General features: G+C 69.5%; 13 protein-coding genes. 9 read left to right on the top strand and 4 right to left on the bottom strand.

Annotated elements, in window-relative coordinates; genetic code table 11:
• Positions 1-25: 25 nt before the first annotated feature.
• Positions 26-1,393 carry a TrkH family potassium uptake protein gene (locus tag ABT296_RS24285; RefSeq protein ID WP_351930718.1) on the bottom strand — a complete coding sequence of 456 codons (1,368 nt, stop codon included), beginning with the start codon at positions 1,391-1,393 and terminating at the stop codon, positions 26-28.
• Between the two features lie 549 nt (positions 1,394-1,942).
• On the opposite strand from ABT296_RS24285, the gene ABT296_RS24280 reads away from it, so the two are divergent.
• The 4 genes from ABT296_RS24280 (at position 1,943) to ABT296_RS24265 (ending at position 9,282) form a co-directional block, all read left to right on the top strand.
• Entirely contained in the window at positions 1,943-3,520 is a 1,578-nt protein-coding gene (locus ABT296_RS24280) for a diaminobutyrate--2-oxoglutarate transaminase family protein (protein ID WP_351930788.1), read from the top strand.
• Positions 3,521-4,156: 636 nt separating this feature from the next.
• On the top strand, positions 4,157-6,025 hold the full coding sequence (locus tag ABT296_RS24275; protein ID WP_502977311.1) for an IucA/IucC family protein: 1,869 nt from the start codon (positions 4,157-4,159) through the stop codon (positions 6,023-6,025).
• Positions 6,026-6,142: 117 nt separating this feature from the next.
• A complete protein-coding gene (locus tag ABT296_RS24270) occupies positions 6,143-6,967 on the top strand; it encodes a GNAT family N-acetyltransferase (protein WP_351930716.1) in 825 nt (274 codons plus the stop codon).
• A 335-nt stretch (positions 6,968-7,302) separates the two neighbouring features.
• The gene (locus tag ABT296_RS24265; RefSeq protein WP_351930714.1) at positions 7,303-9,282 is read left to right on the top strand and encodes an ATP-dependent DNA helicase; all 1,980 of its coding nucleotides are present in this window, start codon (positions 7,303-7,305) and stop codon (positions 9,280-9,282) included.
• A 148-nt stretch (positions 9,283-9,430) separates the two neighbouring features.
• Here ABT296_RS24265 and lexA read toward each other — a convergent pair whose 3' ends face one another.
• Positions 9,431-10,210 carry a transcriptional repressor LexA gene (gene lexA / locus ABT296_RS24260; RefSeq protein ID WP_351930712.1) on the bottom strand — a complete coding sequence of 260 codons (780 nt, stop codon included), beginning with the start codon at positions 10,208-10,210 and terminating at the stop codon, positions 9,431-9,433.
• A gap of 622 nt (positions 10,211-10,832) precedes the next feature.
• On the opposite strand from lexA, the gene nrdR reads away from it, so the two are divergent.
• Both nrdR and ABT296_RS24250 read left to right on the top strand, forming a co-directional pair.
• Positions 10,833-11,390: a transcriptional regulator NrdR gene (gene nrdR, locus ABT296_RS24255; protein ID WP_351930710.1), complete on the top strand. Its 558-nt coding sequence runs from the start codon at positions 10,833-10,835 to the stop codon at positions 11,388-11,390.
• A 163-nt stretch (positions 11,391-11,553) separates the two neighbouring features.
• Complete coding sequence (locus ABT296_RS24250; RefSeq protein WP_351930708.1) at positions 11,554-14,448, top strand: vitamin B12-dependent ribonucleotide reductase; 2,895 nt, start codon at positions 11,554-11,556, stop codon at positions 14,446-14,448.
• A gap of 97 nt (positions 14,449-14,545) precedes the next feature.
• On the opposite strand, the gene ABT296_RS24245 is transcribed toward ABT296_RS24250, so the two are convergent.
• Complete coding sequence (locus ABT296_RS24245; protein WP_351930706.1) at positions 14,546-15,079, bottom strand: TerD family protein; 534 nt, start codon at positions 15,077-15,079, stop codon at positions 14,546-14,548.
• Between the two features lie 154 nt (positions 15,080-15,233).
• On the opposite strand from ABT296_RS24245, the gene ABT296_RS24240 reads away from it, so the two are divergent.
• The 3 genes from ABT296_RS24240 to ABT296_RS24230 all read left to right on the top strand — a co-directional run bounded on the left by ABT296_RS24240 (position 15,234) and on the right by ABT296_RS24230 (position 17,520).
• Positions 15,234-15,839, top strand: a complete 606-nt coding sequence (locus tag ABT296_RS24240) for a YdbC family protein (protein ID WP_351930704.1) — start codon at positions 15,234-15,236, stop codon at positions 15,837-15,839.
• Positions 15,840-15,945: 106 nt separating this feature from the next.
• The gene (locus ABT296_RS24235) at positions 15,946-16,605 is read left to right on the top strand and encodes a histidine phosphatase family protein (protein ID WP_351930702.1); all 660 of its coding nucleotides are present in this window, start codon (positions 15,946-15,948) and stop codon (positions 16,603-16,605) included.
• Between the two features lie 12 nt (positions 16,606-16,617).
• Entirely contained in the window at positions 16,618-17,520 is a 903-nt protein-coding gene (locus tag ABT296_RS24230; RefSeq protein WP_351930700.1) for an ADP-ribosylglycohydrolase family protein, read from the top strand.
• A 339-nt stretch (positions 17,521-17,859) separates the two neighbouring features.
• Here the strand turns inward: ABT296_RS24230 and ABT296_RS24225 are convergent, their stop codons facing one another.
• The gene (locus ABT296_RS24225; protein ID WP_351930699.1) at positions 17,860-19,407 is read right to left on the bottom strand and encodes an MFS transporter; all 1,548 of its coding nucleotides are present in this window, start codon (positions 19,405-19,407) and stop codon (positions 17,860-17,862) included.
• Between the last annotated feature and the right edge of the window lie 60 nt (positions 19,408-19,467).

Here is a 19,467-nt window from a genome sequence, read left to right as displayed (position 1 = left end):
GGCGGCGCAGTGGTGTGGGGCGCGGTCAGCCGATGATGGGCCGCTCCTCCGGCAGGGTGTAGCGCCGGTCTCGTGGGCGCAGGGCGAGCGCGCTGGCGAGGGTGATCGGGCCGATCCGGCCGACGAACATCAGCGCGATCACGACCAGTTGGCCCGCCGCGGGCAGATCCGCGGTGATACCGGTACTCAGCCCCACCGTGCCGAACGCGGAAACGGCCTCGAACAGAGCTGACTCGGCCGACACCTCGCTCACCGCGAGGAGCAGTACCGTGCCGCTCATCACCAGGGCCACCCCCAGCAGCGCCACGGTCAGGGCCTGGCGCAGAGTGCTCTCGGCCAGCCGGCGGCCCAGGACGTCCGCGTCCGTCCGCCCGCGCACCTCCGCCAGGATCGCGGCCGCCAGCACGGCGAACGTGGTGACCTTGATGCCGCCCGCGGTGCCCGCGCTGCCACCGCCGATAAACATCAGCACACACACGCCCAGCAGCGTCGCCGGCTCCATCGCGCCGGTGTCGACGCTGTTGAAGCCGGCGGTCCGCGCGCTCGCCGCCAGGAAGAAGCCGTTCATCACCTTGTCCGCCCCGCCCATGGCGCCGAACGTCGCCGGGTTGCCCCACTCCAGTCCGCACGTCATGACAGTGCCCGCGACGAGCAGCAGCCCGGAGGTGGCGAGGGTCAGCCGGGTGTGCAGCGACCAGCGACGCGGGAGCCCTCCGCCCCGGCGCGCCCGTCTGTGGCGCCGCAGTTCCAGCAGCACGGGGAAGCCGAGCGAGCCGATCACACAGGCCGCGGCGATCGGCAGCACGATCCAGGGATCGTGGGCATAGCGGACCAGATTGTCGTCACGCAGGGCGAAACCGGCGTTGTTGAAGGACGAGATGCCGTAGAACACCCCGTGGTAGACGGCGTTCCCGGCCGAGAGGTCGTAGTGCACGAGGAATCGGACCGCCAGCAGGGCGGCCGTCACCGATTCGACGACGAGCGTCGTGCCCGCGACACCCAGCAGAACCCGCCGGATGTCACCGGAGCCCGGACTTCCCATCTCCGCCTGCGTGGTGAGCTGCGCCCGCAGCCGCAGCCGGCCCGCCACCAGCAGGGCCAGCAGCGACGCGAGCGCCATGATGCCGAAGCCGCCGACCTGGATCAGCGTCAGCACCACGGCCTCGCCGAACGCACTCCAGTGGCTGCCCGTCCCCACGATCGCCAGACCACCACTGACCGCCCCGGTCGCCGTGAACAGCGCCGTCAGCACGGTGGTCTCCGCACCCGGCACTCCGGCGGCCGGGAGCAGCAGCAGCCCCGCGCCCAGCACGATCGTGAGCGCGAAGACCAGCACCAGGCCCTGCGCCGGATGGATCGCCAGCAGCGACCACCGGGACCGAGTCCTCCCCACGGCCACCCGCAACCTCCGACCTCCCGCTGTCACCCTGCCGCCCTGCCGCTCCGGGACAGCATCCCCACCGGGAGAGGCACAGGACCGACGGCACGGCGCCGAACGGCCGCCGAACCCGCCGAGCGGCGGTGTGCGGATGCCGCACGGGGAACCGCCGACGCCGGACCGAGTCGCGGATCCCCGGCGGCAGAAATCTTGCAGCGACCCGTAACCGAGTGAGCCTTCCGGGGTTGGTAGCGGTGGGGGGTCGGCTGTCTGCGCGCGGCCTCCTGTGCCCAATTCCCCGGAGCTTCGAGCGAACGCTGGCGGGGTTGCGTATGTCGGGACGGGCGAGGACACATGTGACCTGCTCGCCCGTGAACGGCGGGAGGACGGGGAGCGGTGGCTGTGACCGAGTCTGCACACGGAGGGTCGGCCGGGGCGCCGGGAGTGTGTGACAGAGGGACGGACGACGACGGAACGCCCGCGCGAGGGGCGCGCGAGCCCGGCGCGCGGAAGCCTTCGACGCAGGCGGTCGCCAGAGGGCGCACCTCCTGGCACGAGGGGATCCTGCGGCGCCAGTCGGCCCGCGAATCCGCGGCGCGCACCTACGCGCGCGCCCTTCCGATCGTGCCGGTGCGGGCACGCGGGATGACCATCGAGGGCGCCGACGGACGCCGGTACCTGGACTGCCTCTCCGGTGCCGGGACCCTGGCCCTCGGCCACAACCACCCCGTCGTCCTGGAGGCCATCCGCAAGGTCCTGGACTCCGGCGCCCCCTTGCACGTCCTCGACCTCGCCACCCCGGTCAAGGACGCCTTCACCACCGAACTGTTCCGCACGCTGCCACCCGGACTCGTCGGCCGCGCCCGCGTGCAGTTCTGCGGCCCCGCGGGAACGGACGCGGTCGAGGCCGCCCTCAAACTGGTCCGCCACGCCACCGGCCGGAGCGGCATGCTCGCCTTCACCGGCGCCTACCACGGGATGACCGCCGGTGCCCTCGCAGCCTCCGGCCACGCCCCCGACGTTCGCCTGCCCTACCCCCAGGACTACCGCTGCCCGTACGGCGTCGGCGGCGAACAGGGTGCCGAACTCGCCGCCCGCTGGACCGAGTCCGTCCTCGACGACCCCAAGTCCGGGGTACCGCTGCCCGCCGGGATGATCCTGGAGCCCGTTCAGGGCGAAGGCGGAGTCATCCCCGCCCCCGACGCCTGGCTGCGCCGCATGCGACGGCTCACCGCCGACCGCTCGATCCCGCTGATCGTCGACGAGGTCCAGACCGGCGTCGGACGGACCGGCGCCTTCTGGGCCGTGGAGCACAGCGGCGTCACCCCCGACGTGATGGTCCTCTCCAAGGCCATCGGCGGCAGCCTCCCGCTGGCCGTCGTGGTCTACCACGAGGACCTCGACGTCTGGGAACCGGGCGCCCACGCCGGCACCTTCCGCGGCAACCAGCTCGCCATGGCCGCCGGCACGGCAACCCTGACCCATGTCCGCGAGAACGGCCTTGCCGACCGGGCACACGACCTCGGCACCCGCATGCTGGCCGAACTCCGCCGCCTGATCGACGAGTTCCCCTGCGTCGGCGACGTCCGGGGGCGCGGCCTCATGATCGGAGTCGAACTCGTGGACCCGGGTAGCGGCCCGAGGCCCACAACGACCCCGGAGCCACCCCAGGGCCGGACGCACGATCCCGTCCAGCGCCTTGTCCCGGGTCCGGCACAGAGCCTGGCGGACACCTTGGAGCCGGAGCCGGCCCGGTACACGGCACAGGAACCGAGGCCACGACAGCACTCGGAGTCGACCTGGACTCCACAACCGCCCCTGGGCCCACAACCGCCCCGGGGCCCGGCAAGCGTCCATGACGACCGGCATGCGGGCTGGCAGCCGGTACGGGGGCGGAACTTGACGGAGAGCCTGGACTCCGCGAAGGACGCCGCTCTTCGCGAGCCACTCCCTCCCGCGCCCGAAATCGCGGCCGCTGTCCAGCGGGAGTGCCTCAAACGCGGCCTGATCGTCGAACTCGGTGGCCGACACCACAGCGTCGTAAGGCTCCTCCCCCCGCTGACCATCAGCGACGAACAAGCCGCCGCGGTAATGGACCGCCTCGCCGACGCCATCCGAACCGCCGCCCGAACCCACGCCTAGCCCCGAAACCCCACCCAGCCCTGAGCTCGATCCCGCAGCCAGTCCTGAGCCCGATCCCGCACCCGGCCGCGGGGCTGATCCCGCAGCCGGTCCGCATTCCACGCCCGGCCTCGATCCCACCTCTGAGCCGGACCACGTCACCGACGGCCCCTCCTCCACCAGAACCACCTCCTTCCAGGAACAGAGCAGAAGTTGAACAGCACCCGTGCATCCGACGAGCACACCCCGAGGGACGCGGACGGCCTCGCAGACCATCGCCACCCCACCCCGGACCCACCCACACCGACCAACGCGTCGGCAACCCGGCACCAGAAGAACCACCCGACACCGGAATTCGCGGCGACCACCACCTCACCAAGCACCGCCACAGTGACCCCCGCACCCGAGCGAACTCCCGCACAGGGCGGCGCCCCCGAGTTCGAACGCCTGCCTTACCCTCCTGCCGCATCTGCGGCTGAGCCCTCGCCCACCTTCGTTGCTGACACTGCGTCTGAGCCTCTACCTCGCCCCACTGCTGACTCTGAGGCCGCGCCTCTGGCCCGCCCAGCCGTCGACCTGGAGCCCGAACGCCTGCCCCACCCCGCCGCAGACCCGTTCGACCACCCCGATCCGCACACCGCGGCCCAGGCGGCCGCAGTGGAGAACCTGCTCCGCTGCTGGGTAAGGGAGACCGGCCTGTCGGCCCCCACCGACGGGATCCTGCGCATCCCACTCCCCGCCAGCGGCACCGTCCTGACCGTCCAGGTCCGCTACTGGTCCCCGACCGGCGGGCACCGCTTCGATCTCCCCCGCCTCCAGGGCGCCCTCAAGCACGCTCCGCCTGTCGACGCCGTCACCGTCGCGGCACTGCTTGCGCGGGAGCTGCCCTACGGAACCGCCCCCGAGGCCACCCCCGCCGCCGGGGGGCCGAGGCCCGCCGTGACAAGCTCCGCCTCCGCTCCCTCGGAGCGCACCGAACTCGTGGCCCGCGTCGCGGACTCCGTCCGTCGCACCGCCCTGTTCATCAGCGAACGACGACGCCGACCCGCCGACAGCCCCGACCTCTTCCTCAGCGGCGAGCAGGCGCTCCTCCTCGGACACCCCCTGCACCCCGCCCCGAAGAGCCGCGAGGGACTCTCCGACTCCGAAATCCCCCTGTACTCACCCGAATTGCGCGGCTCCTTTCCCCTCCACTGGATCGCCGTGGCACCCTCCCTGCTCGCCACCGACTCGGCCTGGACCGAGGGCGGCCGCCCCGTCACGGCACCTCACCTCACCGCGCGCCTCGCCGGCCCCGGGCTCCCGGTACCCGATACGCACGCCGCCCTGCCCCTGCACCCCTGGCAACTCGGCGAGGTCCGCAACCGCCCAGCCATCGCGGCTCTGTTCGACGCCGGGCTGATCCGCGACCTTGGTCCCTATGGCGTGCCGTGGCATCCCTCCTCCTCCGTGCGCACCGTCCACCAGTCCGGCGCGCCCGCCATGCTCAAGCTCTCGTTGGGCCTGTCCATCACCAACTCCCGCCGTGAGAACCTCCGCAAGGAACTGCACCGCGGCGTCGAGGTTCACCGCCTTCTGCGGGCCGGCCTGTCCAAGCAGTGGAGGGCGGCCCACCCCGACTTCGACATCGTCCGCGACCCGGCCTGGCTCGCCGTCGACGACCCCCAGGGGCAGCCGGTCCCTGGACTCGACGTGATGATCAGGCACAACCCCTTCCACCCCGCCGCCGACGTCTCCTGCGTCGCCGGACTGATCTCGCCCCGACCACGAACCACCCAGCCTTCCGTACCGCCCCCCGCCCAGCCCTCCTCAGCGCCTGCCACCTCCGCACCCGTTGTGCCGCCGTCCGCCCTGCCTGCCGATGCCTCCGATGCCCCGGGCGGCCGGCCAGCTTCTCGGACGGTCTGGAGATCCCGTCTGGCGGAGCTGGTGACCCGCCTGGCCACACGGACGGGTCGCTCCGTCGGAGCCGTGTCCACCGAGTGGTTCCTGCGCTACCTCGAACACGTCGTCCGACCGGTTCTCTGGCTGGACGCCGAGGCCGGCATCGCCCTGGAGGCCCACCAGCAGAACACCCTGGTTCTGCTGGACCCCGACGGCTGGCCCGCTGGCGGCCGCTACCGCGACAACCAGGGCTACTACTTCCGTGAGTCCCGCCGCGCCGAACTTGACGCCCGTATGCCCGGCATCGGCAAGCACAGCGACACCTTCGTCTCCGACGAGGTGACCGACGAACGCTTCACCTACTACCTCGCCATCAACAACGTGTTCGGCCTGATCGGCGCGTTCGGTTCCCAAGGGCTCGCCGACGAAAGGCTCCTGATCGCCGGCTTCCGCCGTTTCCTGCGCGATGCGGCCTCCGGGCAGGGACGACTGCGAACCTCCCTGCCGGACCGTCTGCTGGGCGCGACCACCCTTCGCTGCAAGGCCAACCTCCTCACGCGACTGCACGGCCTGGACGAACTCGTGGGCCCCGTCGACACCCAGTCCGTCTACGTCACCATCACCAACCCCCTCCACTGCTGAGCCATGAGGTGCGGTCGCCCGTACCTCCCGAGCCCAGCGGACTCGGCTTTCTCACTGCTTCAGCCCCTGCACTTCCGAGGACCATGACCCACTCCACCTCCTGAGAGGAGCGTCGCCGTGCCTCCCAAAGACGCGAGCACCGACGCCGTTATCGATCCCGCCGCCTCGGCCGGCACCGACACAGTTCCCGGTGAATTCACCGGCGACGACAGTGAGGACACGCTGGACCTGCGCCTGCCCGACGAATTCCTGGCACTCGTCGCGGCGACGGAGCGGACCGATACAGATGCTGTCGCTGGCCGGGATGAGGGCGGAGGCGAAGATGGTCCCGGCACGCCCGGCGAGCCTGACTCCCTCCTGCCGACCGGCGACGACCTCCTCGATCGCGTTGTCGACTGGGGGCCTATCACCACGGACATGGGTGTGTTCCACCTCGTACCTCTGCGCATCCCACACGACCTGCTGCTCCTCAGCCGCTGGATGAACGACCCGGCCGCGGCCGCGTTCTGGGAGCTGGCCGGGCCCCAGAGCGTGGCCGAGGAACATGTACGGTCCCAAATCAGGGGAGACGGGCGCAGTGTGCCGTGCATGGGTGTGCTGGACGGCACGCCCATGAGTTACTGGGAGATCTACCGGGCGGACCTCGACCCGCTGGCCCGCCACTATCCCGCTCGTCCTCATGACACGGGAGTCCATCTCCTCATCGGTGATGTCGGTGACCGTGGGCGCGGCCTCGGCGCCATCCTTCTCCGAGCCGTGGCCGATCGAGCCCTGGACATGCGCCCCGCCTGCGCACGCGTGGTAGCGGAACCTGACATTCGCAACACCCCTTCCATCTCCGCCTTCCTGAGCGCTGGTTTCCGGTTCGTCGCCGAGGTCGACCTGCCCGCGAAGCGGGCCGCCCTCATGGTTCGCGACCGGGCCTTGCGTGATGCTCTGTGACGCCACGCTGCGGCGAAGTCACTCTAAGTACACCGCTCGGGTCGCCGGGGTTCCCATCCAGATCCCGCGGATATCCGGGCCCTGCGTCGATGTCCCCATCCGGCCCCGTATCCGGCCCTGTATCGGGATCGCTCATCCGGCCTGAACGCCCGGTCCCGTGCTCGGCCCGACGCTCGGCCCGCACCTGGCTCGCCGCCCTGCCCCGCAACCAGCCCATGGTGTCCGGCCCGACCAGAACAGCCACCCATCCACCCAAGGACCCCGTTCTTGCTCCAGCCCTCCCGCACCGCCGCGATCACCCGTTTGTCAGTGCCAGGTCGTAGGGTGGTCGCGCTATGACGAAGCCCTCACTCCCCGAACTCCTGCACGCTGCCGTCACCGCCGTCGGCGGATCGGAGCGCCCCGGCCAGGTGACCATGGCCGAAGCCGTCGCGGAGGCCATCGACGACGGTTCCCACCTGCTGGTCCAGGCCGGCACCGGAACCGGAAAGTCGCTCGGCTATCTGGTTCCGGCCCTCGCCCACGGGGAGCGGGTCGTCGTGGCGACGGCCACCCTGGCTCTCCAGCGTCAGTTGGTGGAGCGGGACCTTCCGCGCACGGTCGATTCCCTGCATGCTCTGCTGCGCCGCCGTCCGGAGTTCGCGATGCTCAAGGGCAGATCGAACTACCTGTGCCTGCACCGGCTCCACGAGGGTGTCCCGCAGGACGAGGAGGAGGGCCTTTTCGATCAGTTCGAGGCGGCCGCACCGACGAGCAAACTGGGCCAGGACCTCCTGCGGCTGCGTGAATGGTCCGACGAGACAGAGTCGGGCGACCGCGACGGCCTCACGCCCGGGGTCTCCGACCGCGCCTGGGCGCAGGTGTCCGTCTCCTCGCGCGAGTGCCTGGGCGCCACGAAGTGCGCCTACGGCGCAGAGTGCTTCGCGGAGATGGCCCGCGAGCGGGCCAAGCTCGCCGATGTCGTCGTCACCAACCACGCGCTGCTCGCGATCGACGCCATCGAAGGCGCCCCGGTCCTCCCGCAGCACGAGGTGCTGATCGTGGACGAGGCCCACGAACTGGTCTCCCGTGTCACCGGAGTCGCGACCGGCGAACTCACTCCGGGCCAGGTCAACCGCGCCGTACGAAGGGCCGCCAAGCTCGTCAACGAGAAGGCCGCCGATCAGCTCCAGACCGCCGCCGAGGGCTTCGAGCGGCTGATGGAGCTGGCCCTGCCGGGCCGTCTGGAGGAGATCCCCGAGGACCTCGGCTACGCGCTCATGGCGCTCCGGGACGCCTGCCGCACCGTGATCTCCGGGATCGGTGCCACCCGGGACAAATCCGTCCAGGACGAGGACGCGGTCCGCAAGCAGGCCCTCGCGTCCGTGGAGAGCGTGCACGACGTGGCCGAACGGATCACGAACGGTTCGGAGTGGGACGTCGTCTGGTACGAGCGCCACGACCGCTTCGGCGCCTCCTTGCGCGTCGCACCCATGTCGGTCTCCGGACTGCTGCGCGAGAAGCTCTTCACGGACCGATCGGTCGTACTGACCTCGGCCACCCTGAAGCTCGGCGGCGACTTCAACGGCGTCGGCGCCTCACTGGGACTCGCCCCGGAGGGCACCGAGGGCGATGAGTTGCCGCAGTGGAAGGGCGTCGACGTCGGTTCCCCCTTCGACTACCCCAAGCAGGGCATCCTCTACGTCGCCAAACACCTGGCACGTCCCGCGCGCGACGGCGACCGGGCGGACATGCTCGACGAACTGACGGAACTCATCCAGGCGGCCGGCGGCCGCACGCTCGGGCTGTTCTCCTCGATGCGGGCCGCCCAGCTCGCGGCCGAGGAACTGCGCTCCCGCATCCCCGAGTACCCGATCCTCCTCCAGGGCGAGGAGACCCTCGGTGAGCTCATCAAGAACTTCTCCGCCGACCCGAAGACCTGCCTCTTCGGCACGCTGTCACTGTGGCAGGGTGTGGACGTCCCGGGGCCCAGCTGTCAGCTGGTCGTCATGGACAAGATCCCGTTCCCGCGTCCCGACGACCCTTTGATGAGCGCACGCCAGAAGGCGGTGGAGGAAGCGGGCGGCAACGGTTTCATGGCGGTGGCGGCAACCCATGCCGCACTGCTGATGGCTCAGGGCGCCGGTCGCCTCGTACGGGCGTCGGGGGACCGTGGTGTGGTCGCCGTCCTGGATCAGCGGTTGGCCACGGCGCGGTACGGGAGCTATCTGAAGGCGTCCCTGCCCGACTTCTGGTACACCACCGACCGCAATCAGGTCCGCAGATCGCTGGCTTCGATCGACGCGGCGGCTCAGGCGCAGGCCGAAGCCGAGTGAGGGGTGGTGGGTCCGCCCCGACGAGGGACGGACCCACCACCCCTCGAAATACGGCTGTCGGCCGGGTGCGGATAAAGGGCAGGGCCCCGGAACCGGCGCAGAGGTTCCGGGGCCCGGTCAGATCGGCGAGGTCCGACGCGCGCGGGGCTCAGACGCGCCGCAGCACCGCCACCACCTTGCCGAGGATCGTCGCGTCGTCGCCGGGGATCGGCTCGTACGCGGAGTTGTGCGGGAGCAGCCAGACGTGGCCGTCCTCGCGCTTGAAGCGCTTGACGGTGGCTTCGCCGTCGAGCATCGCGGCCACGATGTCGCCGTTCTCGGCGACCGGCTGACGGCGGACGGTGACCCAGTCGCCGTCACAGATCGCCGCCTCGATCATCGAGTCCCCGACGACCTTCAGGACGAACAGCTCACCGTCACCGACGAGCTGCCGCGGGAGAGGGAAGACGTCCTCGACGGACTCCTCGGCGAGGATCGGGCCGCCGGCCGCGATCCGGCCGACCAGCGGAACGTACGACGCGGCGGGCTTGCCCGTGGTGTCCGTGGGCTGCACCGAGGCGGCCTGGTCGGAGCCGCGCACCTCGTACGCGCGCGGACGGTGCGGGTCGCGGCGCAGGAAGCCCTTGCGCTCCAGTGCCATCAGCTGGTGTGCGACCGAGGAGGTGCTGGAGAGGCCGACCGCCTGGCCGATCTCCCGCATCGACGGCGGGTAGCCGCGACGCTGCACCGAATCCCTGATGACCTCGATGACTCGGCGCTGCCGGTCGGTCAGTCCCGAGCTGTCGGCGCGGATGCCTGGAGGTCGGCCTGGGAGGGAACGCTTGTGTCCCTCGGGATTCACGGCTTCGTTCATGGCATGCACCGGCTCGAGTCGGCCCTGGGAGCGGTCCTGGGCAGTGATGGTGGCACTGTCTGCGGTGGTGGTCACGTCGGCCCCTCTCGATGGTCTCCCTGCTGGACAACGGTAGTTGCTTTCGAAAGGTTGCGCCAAACACACGTTCGAGTGAAAAACCGCGATTCACCTGACGTGATCATGTGTCTGGGTGTATGGCTAACGCTGCGTCCGGCGGATCGAGAGTCCCTTTGCTGTACTCTTCACCGCCGGGCGACGGCCTCGTGGTGCGTCGCTCCAGTCTGCCATTCGGCGAGTCGTCGGCCGTGACCCGGCCCCCATCTGTGCGGGAGTCCCATGACGCCTCCCTGTGGCGCTCACGGTATCTCCGCATGCGTCACAGCGGTACGGCTGTGCGCGTCCGTGTTGCCGCGGAAGGCGCGGTCCGGCGGTGCCGGCGGCGCGTCGAGAGCTCCGGACCCTTGAGGTCCGGGTGATGTGGGCCGGAGCGGTGGACACGCAGAGGTGCGACACGCGCGCATGGCGTGGATGTGTGAGCCAATCACCACATCTAGTGGTTGGATTGCGGCAGCAGCCCAGAAGTTGTGGTCCCCCGGGTCTCCGGGCCCCCGGCCGTGGCCTATGCTTGAGGCTGCTTCGAGGGGCCCATGAGGCCCTGCGAGGCCATTGAGTCTGCTGTGAGGAGGGTTGGGAGTTCATGCACTGCCCCTTCTGCAGGCACCCCGACAGCCGTGTGGTCGACAGCCGTACGACCGACGACGGCACGTCGATCCGCAGGCGCCGCCAGTGCCCTGACTGCTCACGTCGCTTCACGACCGTGGAGACGTGTTCGCTCATGGTGGTGAAGCGGTCCGGAGTCACCGAACCGTTCAGCCGTACCAAGGTCATCAACGGTGTGCGCAAGGCATGCCAGGGACGGCCTGTCACCGAGGACGCACTCGCCCAGCTCGGCCAGCGGGTCGAAGAGGCGGTGCGGGCCACCGGGAGCGCCGAGCTGACCACCCACGACGTGGGACTGGCCATACTCGGCCCGCTGCAGGAGCTCGACCTCGTCGCCTATCTGCGATTCGCCTCCGTCTACCGGGCGTTCGACTCGCTGGAGGACTTCGAGGCAGCCATCACGGAACTCAGGCAGACGGTTCGCCCCGCCGCGGACGACGAAGACCGCGACGACACGGGCGCGGGACGCCAGGAGGGCGACCGCGGGTCCGGAGGGACTGCACAGGTCCCCGTGCCCGCCAACAACGCCGACTGACCGACGGACCGGAACCGGGGATCCAGGCTCCGGGGCCGGCCGTACGGCGGCGACCGAAGACCTGTTGCGGGCGGCAGCGAGAGATGCCCGCAACACCAGACAGAACACCGTGCCCGGGAACATCGGGGCACTTCAGGGCGTTTTGCCCGTACAGGGAGGCGGCATGACAGAGACGGCGAGCGGTCCGGCACGAGGTGCCCGCGCCAAGGGCACCAAGGCCACCAAGGGCCTGCGCATCGAGCGCATCCACACCACCCCCGGCGTGCACCCGTACGACGAGGTCCAGTGGGAGCGCCGTGACGTCGTCATGACCAACTGGCGCGACGGCTCTGTGAACTTCGAGCAGCGCGGCGTCGAGTTCCCCGACTTCTGGTCGGTGAACGCGGTCAACATCGTCACCAGCAAGTACTTCCGTGGTGCCGTCGGCACCCCGCAGCGCGAGGTGAGCCTGAGGCAGCTCATCGACCGCATCGTGAAGACGTACCGGAAGGCCGGAGAGGACTACAAGTACTTCTCCTCGCCTGCTGACGCCGAGATCTTCGAGCACGAGCTGGCCTATGCCCTCCTGCACCAGATCTTCAGCTTCAACAGCCCCGTCTGGTTCAACGTCGGCACGCCCCAGCCGCAGCAGGTCTCCGCCTGCTTCATCCTCTCCGTCGACGACTCCATGGAGTCGATCCTCGAGTGGTACAAGGAAGAGGGCATGATCTTCAAGGGCGGCTCCGGTGCCGGCCTGAACCTCTCCCGCATCCGCTCCTCCAAGGAGCTGCTGTCCTCCGGCGGCAACGCCTCCGGTCCGGTTTCCTTCATGCGCGGCGCCGACGCGTCGGCCGGAACGATCAAGTCCGGTGGCGCGACCCGCCGCGCGGCCAAGATGGTCATCCTCGACGTCGACCACCCCGACATCGAGGACTTCATCGAGACCAAGGTGAAGGAAGAGGAGAAGATCCGCGCCCTGCGCGACGCGGGCTTCGACATGGACCTGGGCGGCGACGACATCACGTCCGTCCAGTACCAGAACGCCAACAACTCCGTTCGTGTGAACGACGAGTTCATGAAGGCGGTCGAGCAGGGCGGCAAGTTCGGGCTCCGTGCTCGTATGACCGGTGAGGTCATCGAGGAAGTCGACGCCAAGGCACTGTTCCGCAAGATGGCCGAGGCGGCCTGGGCCTGCGCCGACCCGGGCATCCAGTACGACGACACCATCAACCACTGGCACACCTGCCCGGAGTCCGGCCGGATCAACGGCTCGAACCCCTGCAGCGAGTACATGCACCTGGACAACACGTCCTGCAACCTCGCCTCGTTGAACCTGATGAAGTTCCTGAAGGACGACGGCAAGGGCACCCAGTCCTTCGACGCCGAGCGCTTTGCCAAGGTCGTCGAGCTCGTCATCACCGCGATGGACATCTCCATCTGCTTCGCGGACTTCCCGACTCAGAAGATCGGCGAGAACACCCGCGCCTTCCGCCAGCTCGGCATCGGCTACGCCAACCTGGGCGCGCTGCTGATGGCGACCGGCCACGCCTACGACTCCGACGGCGGCCGTGCCCTCGCCGGTGCCATCACCTCCCTGATGACCGGTACCTCGTACCGCCGCTCGGCGGAGCTCGCCGCGGTCGTCGGCCCCTACGACGGCTACGCCCGCAACGCCCAGCCGCACCTGCGGGTCATGAAGCAGCACTCCGACGAGAACACCAAGGCCGTCCGCATGGACGACCTGGACACGCCGATCTGGGCCGCCGCCACGGAGGCCTGGCAGGACGTGCTGCGCCTCGGTGAGAAGAACGGTTTCCGTAACTCCCAGGCGTCCGTCATCGCCCCGACCGGCACCATCGGTCTGGCGATGTCCTGCGACACCACCGGCCTCGAGCCCGACCTCGCCCTGGTCAAGTTCAAGAAGCTGGTCGGCGGCGGCTCGATGCAGATCGTCAACGGCACCGTGCCGCAGGCCCTGCGCCGCCTGGGCTACCAGGAGGAGCAGATCGAGGCGATCGTCGCCCACATCGCCGAGCACGGCAATGTCGTCGACGCCCCCGGCCTCAAGCCGGAGCACTACGAGGTCTTCGACTGCGCCATGGGTGAGCGCTCCATCTCCGCGATGGGCCACGTCCGCATGATGGCCGCGATCCAGCCGTGGATCTCCGGCGCGCTGTCCAAGACGGTCAACATGCCCGAGGCGGCCACCGTCGAAGAGGTCGAGGAGATCTACTTCGAGGCGTGGAAGCTGGGCGTCAAGGCGCTCGCCATCTACCGCGACAACTGCAAGGTCGGCCAGCCCCTCTCCGCGAAGACCAAGGAGAAGGAGAAGACCGAGGTCACGCAGAAGGCCGAGGCGGCCATCCGCGAGACGGTCGAGAAGGTCATCGAGTACCGTCCGGTCCGCAAGCGCCTCCCGAAGGGCCGTCCCGGTATCACCACGTCCTTCACCGTCGGCGGCGCCGAGGGTTACATGACCGCCAACTCCTACCCGGACGACGGTCTCGGCGAGGTCTTCCTGAAGATGTCGAAGCAGGGCTCGACCCTCGCGGGCATGATGGACGCCTTCTCCATCGCGGTTTCCGTCGGCCTCCAGTACGGCGTGCCGCTGGAGACGTACGTCTCGAAGTTCACCAACATGCGCTTCGAGCCGGCCGGCATGACGGACGACCCGGACGTGCGGATGGCGCAGTCGATCGTCGACTACATCTTCCGCCGCCTGGCGCTGGACTTCCTGCCCTTCGAGACGCGCTCCGCGCTCGGCATCCACTCGGCCGAGGAGCGTCAGCGTCACCTGGAGACCGGTTCGTACGAGCCGGCCGACGACGAGGTCGACGTCGAGGGCCTGGCCCAGTCCGCTCCCCGTACCCAGGAGCTGAAGGCCGTCGCCGCGCCGAAGATCGAGGTCGAGGAAGTCAAGCCGGCCCCGAAGCAGGCCCACACCAGCGCCGAGCTGGTGGAGATGCAGCTGGGCATCCAGGCCGACGCCCCGCTGTGCTTCTCCTGCGGCACGAAGATGCAGCGGGCCGGTTCCTGCTACATCTGCGAGGGCTGCGGTTCGACCAGCGGCTGCAGCTGACCGCGGGGCAGGGGAACGTTCCTGCCTGACAGGTAGACCCTGACGAGGAGGGGCACCGACGAATCCGTCGGCGCCCCTCCCTTGTCGTTCGGTGCGGTCAGGCTTGGTGGGCCTTGCCCATGACCCGCGTGAAGACCGCGGGGTCGTCCTCGAAACCGTGGAGCCCCGGGTGGAGGTCCCAACTGCCGTCCTCCTGGCGGGCGAACTCCGCGACGGCGGCCGCGGTGGAGCCCAGGACGCTGCCGAAGTCGTCCGTGACCAGGTCGTTGTGGCCCTCGCGGATGCGCAGACCGGGGTTGGTGACGCTGACGAAAGTGCGGCGCACCGACCGCTGCTGTATGACCACGCCGACCACCACGCGTGCGTACCGGCCGTCGAGCCGGTTGAGCTCCGCCGTCATGACCTCGTCCCAGCCGAAGCCCTTGCCGTCCTTGCTGTCGCGGTTGAGATAGATCGTGCCGTCGGGGGACCGGCTGTCGAAGTGCACGACGAAGGCCGGATCGCCATAGGGATCGCTCGCCAGATAGGTGGCGGCGACGAGATCCAGGTCGGTGGGCGGCTGCCCCGGTTGACTAGGGTCCCATTTCAGTGCGATCTCGACCTTACGGATCCCCTTGTTGAGGCCGTTCACCAGACTCCCCTTCCCCGTTCGCCCTGTGCGTATGACCTGAACTGCCCGACAGAAAAGGCCGATTGCCCATCCTGCCACGCACGCGCATGCCCGCGGCGGGCAGCTCTCGCAGCGAGGGCGGCCGATGGCCCGCCCATGGCCGTACGATGGCGCGGTGCTGGTCAAGTGGATTCGCTGCACCGTGGTGGACCGCCGCGGTTTCGAGCGGGGGCAGCGGAAATGGGCGGGGCTTCTGGGGGAGCCGGGGTTTCGGGGACAGGGCGGCGGCTGGAGCCGGAGCCGATCGGGGGTCGCGCACATCTTCTCCTTCTGGGAGAGCCGGGCCTTCTACGACTCCTTCATGGCGCGCTCGCACGACCGGCTGGCGGCGTCCCAGTCGGGCACGTTCAAGGACACCCAGGTCAAACTCTTCGACTACCGCTTCGACGTGAAGACCGGCTTCGAGCCCCGCTTCACCGACGCCGACCTGCTCCGGGTCGCCCACTGCCGGGTGCACGAGGAGCGCGCCGAGCACTTCACCCTGATGCAGGAAAAGGTGTGGAACCCCGCCATGGCGGGGTCGCCCGGTATGGTCCGCGGCCTGTTCGGCGAGGCGCCGGGCCATGAGTTCCTCGTACTGTCGATGTGGATGTCGGCGGCCGAACACGGCAAGTACCGGACCGAACGCATCGAGCGGCTGGCCCTGCGGGCGCAGACGGAGGCCGACGTGGCAGCCCTGACCGGCGACATAGTGCAGATGGAACCGACCTGGACGGTGTGATCATCACTCCCGTTCCCGGGCGGGCCACTCCGGGAAATATGTGACCTACGCCGTATGGAGCCCGTATGGGTGCTCGATCGGCCGTCACTGGATCTAGGGTTTTGGCATGGCACGACCACGGCGCATCATCCTTGTCCGGCACGGCGAGTCAACCGGCAATGTTGATGACACCGTGTACGAGCGCGAACCCGACCACGCGCTGGCCCTGACGGAGCGGGGCTGGCGGCAGGCCGAGGAGACGGGTAAACGGCTGCGCGAGACACTCGGCCGCGACCCGGTCAGCGTCTACGTCTCGCCCTACCGCCGCACCCACGAGACACTGCGCGCCTTTCACCTGGACCCGGAACTCATACGGGTGCGCGAGGAACCCCGGCTGCGGGAGCAGGACTGGGGAAACTGGCAGGACCCCGACGACGTGCGCCTCCAGAAGGCATACCGGGACGCCTACGGCCACTTCTTCTACCGCTTCGCCCAGGGCGAGTCCGGTGCCGATGTGTACGACCGGGTCGGCGGCTTCCTGGAGAGCCTGTACCGCAGCTTCGAGGCCCCCGACCATCCGCCGAACGTACTTCTGGTGACCCACGGCCTGGCGATGCGCCTGTTCTGCATGCGGTGGTTCCACTGGACGGTCGCGGAATTCGAGTCCCTGTCGAACCCCGGGAACGCGGAGGTGCGCATGCTCGTTCTCGGGGACGACGGCAAGTACGTGCTTGACCGGCCTTTCGAACGCTGGCGAGATCCGGAACCGTACGGAATCACCGGATAGAGTGGCAGAGCGATGACCGCAGATTCCTCACCCGACGGGCGCCTGGAGCGCGCCCTTGCCAGCCTGCGCGGACTGTCGGCGGGCGATGCGCTGGGCTCCCAGTTCTTCGTGCCGGTGAACTACCCGCTGCTCAAGCGCCGCGAGCTGCCGGCCGGATCCTGGCAGTGGACCGACGACACGGAGATGGCCTGTTCCGTGGTCGCCGTCCTCGCCGCCCACCACCGCATCGACCAGGACGCCCTCGCCCGCTCCTTCGCCGAGCACCACGACTTCGACCGCGGATACGGCCCCGCCGTCAACCGCCTGCTGCGGCTGGTCCGGGAGGGCGGCGACTGGCGCGAGCTGGCGGCCGGGCTCTTCAAGGGCCAGGGCTCCTGGGGCAACGGCGCGGCCATGCGGATCGCCCCCCTGGGCGCCTGGTACGCGGACGACCCCGAGCAGGCCACCCACCAGGCCGAGATCTCGGCGTACCCCACGCACCAGCACCGTGAGGCGGTCGTCGGCTCGATGGCGGTCGCCGCCGCCGCGGCGCTTGCCGGTGCGCCCGGCGGGCCGCCCCGTGCGGAGGACCTCCTCGACGGCGTGATCGCGCTTGTTCCCAAGAGCGCCGTGGGCGCGGGGCTGCGCCGGGCCAGGGACATGCTGGACTACGCGGATGCCGCCACCGTCGCGGCCGTGCTGGGGTGCGGCCGCCGGACGACGGCTCATGACACCGTTCCCTTCGCACTGTGGTCCGCGGCGCGCTCCCTGGGCGACTACGAGCAGGCGTTCTGGACCACCGCCCAGGTTGGCGGCGACGTCGACACCACCTGCGCCATCGTGGGCGGCGTGCTGGCCGCCGGTAAGGCGGGGGCTCCGCCGGCCGCGTGGGTGGAGCGGACCGAGGCGCTGCCCGGGTGGGTTCCGCAGGCCTGACGTGGCGGGCTGTCGGGCCTGGCCCGGGCCCGCTGTCCTGCGCTGCACGGGTGGTTCGGGGAGTCCGGGTCGGCCGTTGACGACAGATTCAGAACTCTCTGTGTTCGTCGGGAACTCTCCGTGATGACCCGCTCGTTCTCCCGATATCCGCTGTGTGGTCCATGGACGCATACGGCCGGGGTGCGCAAGGGCTACGGGGGTGGACGGATGGACGTGTACGTGGTGGCAGTGCTGATTCTCGGGGCGCTGGGGTGGGTGCGGACGGCCGGGCCGTCGTTGTCGCCGCCGGTGTCCTGGGCGGGGTCCGGCCGTCCGCTGCCTTGTGCGGTGCCGCGTCGATCAGCCGGCGATCGGGCCGGCCGTCCCCGACAGGGCTTCCAGATCGCTCTTGCGGACCTTGATCACAAACCATGCGGTGGCCAGGGCGAGGACACCCATCGCGGCCGCGGCCACGAAGCCCATCGAGATGCCCTGGGTGAGCACCTCGTGCCCCCACGGAGCGGGCAGTTGCTGCGTCTCGGCGAACTGCGCCTTCTGCTCCGGCGAGGCGTCGGCCATGAACTGTGGCAGTTGCTTCTCCGCCTCGTCCTTGCTGGCCGACCCGAACACCGTGGTCAGGATGGACAGGCCGAGCGATCCGCCGACCTGCTGAGTGGTGTTGAGCAGCCCGGACGCCGCGCCCGCCTCGTGCTGGGCGACACCCGACACCGCGGTGATCGTGAGGGTCACGAAGTTCAGCCCCATGCCGAAGCCGAACAGCAGCATCGGACCCAACACGCCCTCGACGTAGGAGCTGTCGGCGTCGATGAGGGACTGCCAGGCGAGGCCCACCACCACGAGGGCCGAGCCGGTGAGCATGAACGGCTTCGGGCCCAGCACCGGCAGGAACCGCTGCGACAGGCCGGCACCGAGAGCGATCACCACCGTCACCGGGAGGAAGGCGAGACCCGCCTCGATCGGGGTGTACCCCAGTACGTTCTGCACGAAGAGCACGATGTAGAAGAACATGCCGAACATCGCCGCGGCCAGGCTAAGCATGATCACATACGTGCCCGAACGGTTGCGGTCGGCGAACATCCGCAGCGGGGTGATCGGCTCCTTGGCCCGTGTCTCGATGAACGCGAAGGCCAGCAGCAGAGCCACGGCGGCGGCGAAGGACCCGATGGTCAGGCTGTCCCGCCAGCCCTCGTCGGCCGCCCTGATGAACCCGTAGACGAGGGAGGCCATACCCAGGGTCGAGGTCATCGCCCCCGCGATGTCGAAGCGCCCGGTGTGCCGTTCCGACTCGTTGATGTACATCGGGGTGAGTACGGCGATCAGAACACCGATCGGGACGTTGACGAACAACACCCATCGCCAGTCGAGCCACTCGGTCAGCATGCCGCCGGCCAGCAGTCCGATCGCTCCGCCGCCCGCGGAGACGGCGGCGAAGACACCGAAAGCCCTGTTCCGTTCGGGGCCTTCGGGGAACGTCGTGGTGATGAGCGCGAGCGAGGTCGGCGAAGCGATCGCGCCCCCCACGCCCTGGAGCACGCGCGCGGCCAGCAACTGCCAGGGTTCCTGGGCCAGTCCGCCGAGCAGCGAGGCGAAGGTGAAGAGCAGGATGCCGGTCATGAAGACCCGGCGCCGGCCGAGGATGTCTCCGGCTCGTCCGCCGAGCAGCAGCAGACCGCCGAAGGTCAGCGTGTACGAACTGACGACCCAGGTGAGGTCGGTGGTGCTGAACTTGAGCGCGTCTTGAATGTGCGGGAGTGCGATGTTCACAATCGTCGCGTCGAGTACCACCATGAGTTGGCAGGCCGCGATGACGGTGAGAGCTATGCCGGGACGGCCCGGCCGTCGGGCCGCGCCTGGTTTCTGGTCCTGAGTCAACTGAGAGGTTGTCACTATGGGTCCCCCACAAGTGCCTTAGTGAACGCTTGCGTTCACTGTCGCTTCAACGGTAGT

The sequence above is a fragment of the Streptomyces sp. NPDC000983 genome, from assembly GCF_040299205.1.
GTDB lineage: Bacteria > Actinomycetota > Actinomycetes > Streptomycetales > Streptomycetaceae > Streptomyces.
Note: the sequence above shows the minus strand (reverse complement) of the source record. Positions and strands in the feature narration are given on the sequence as shown.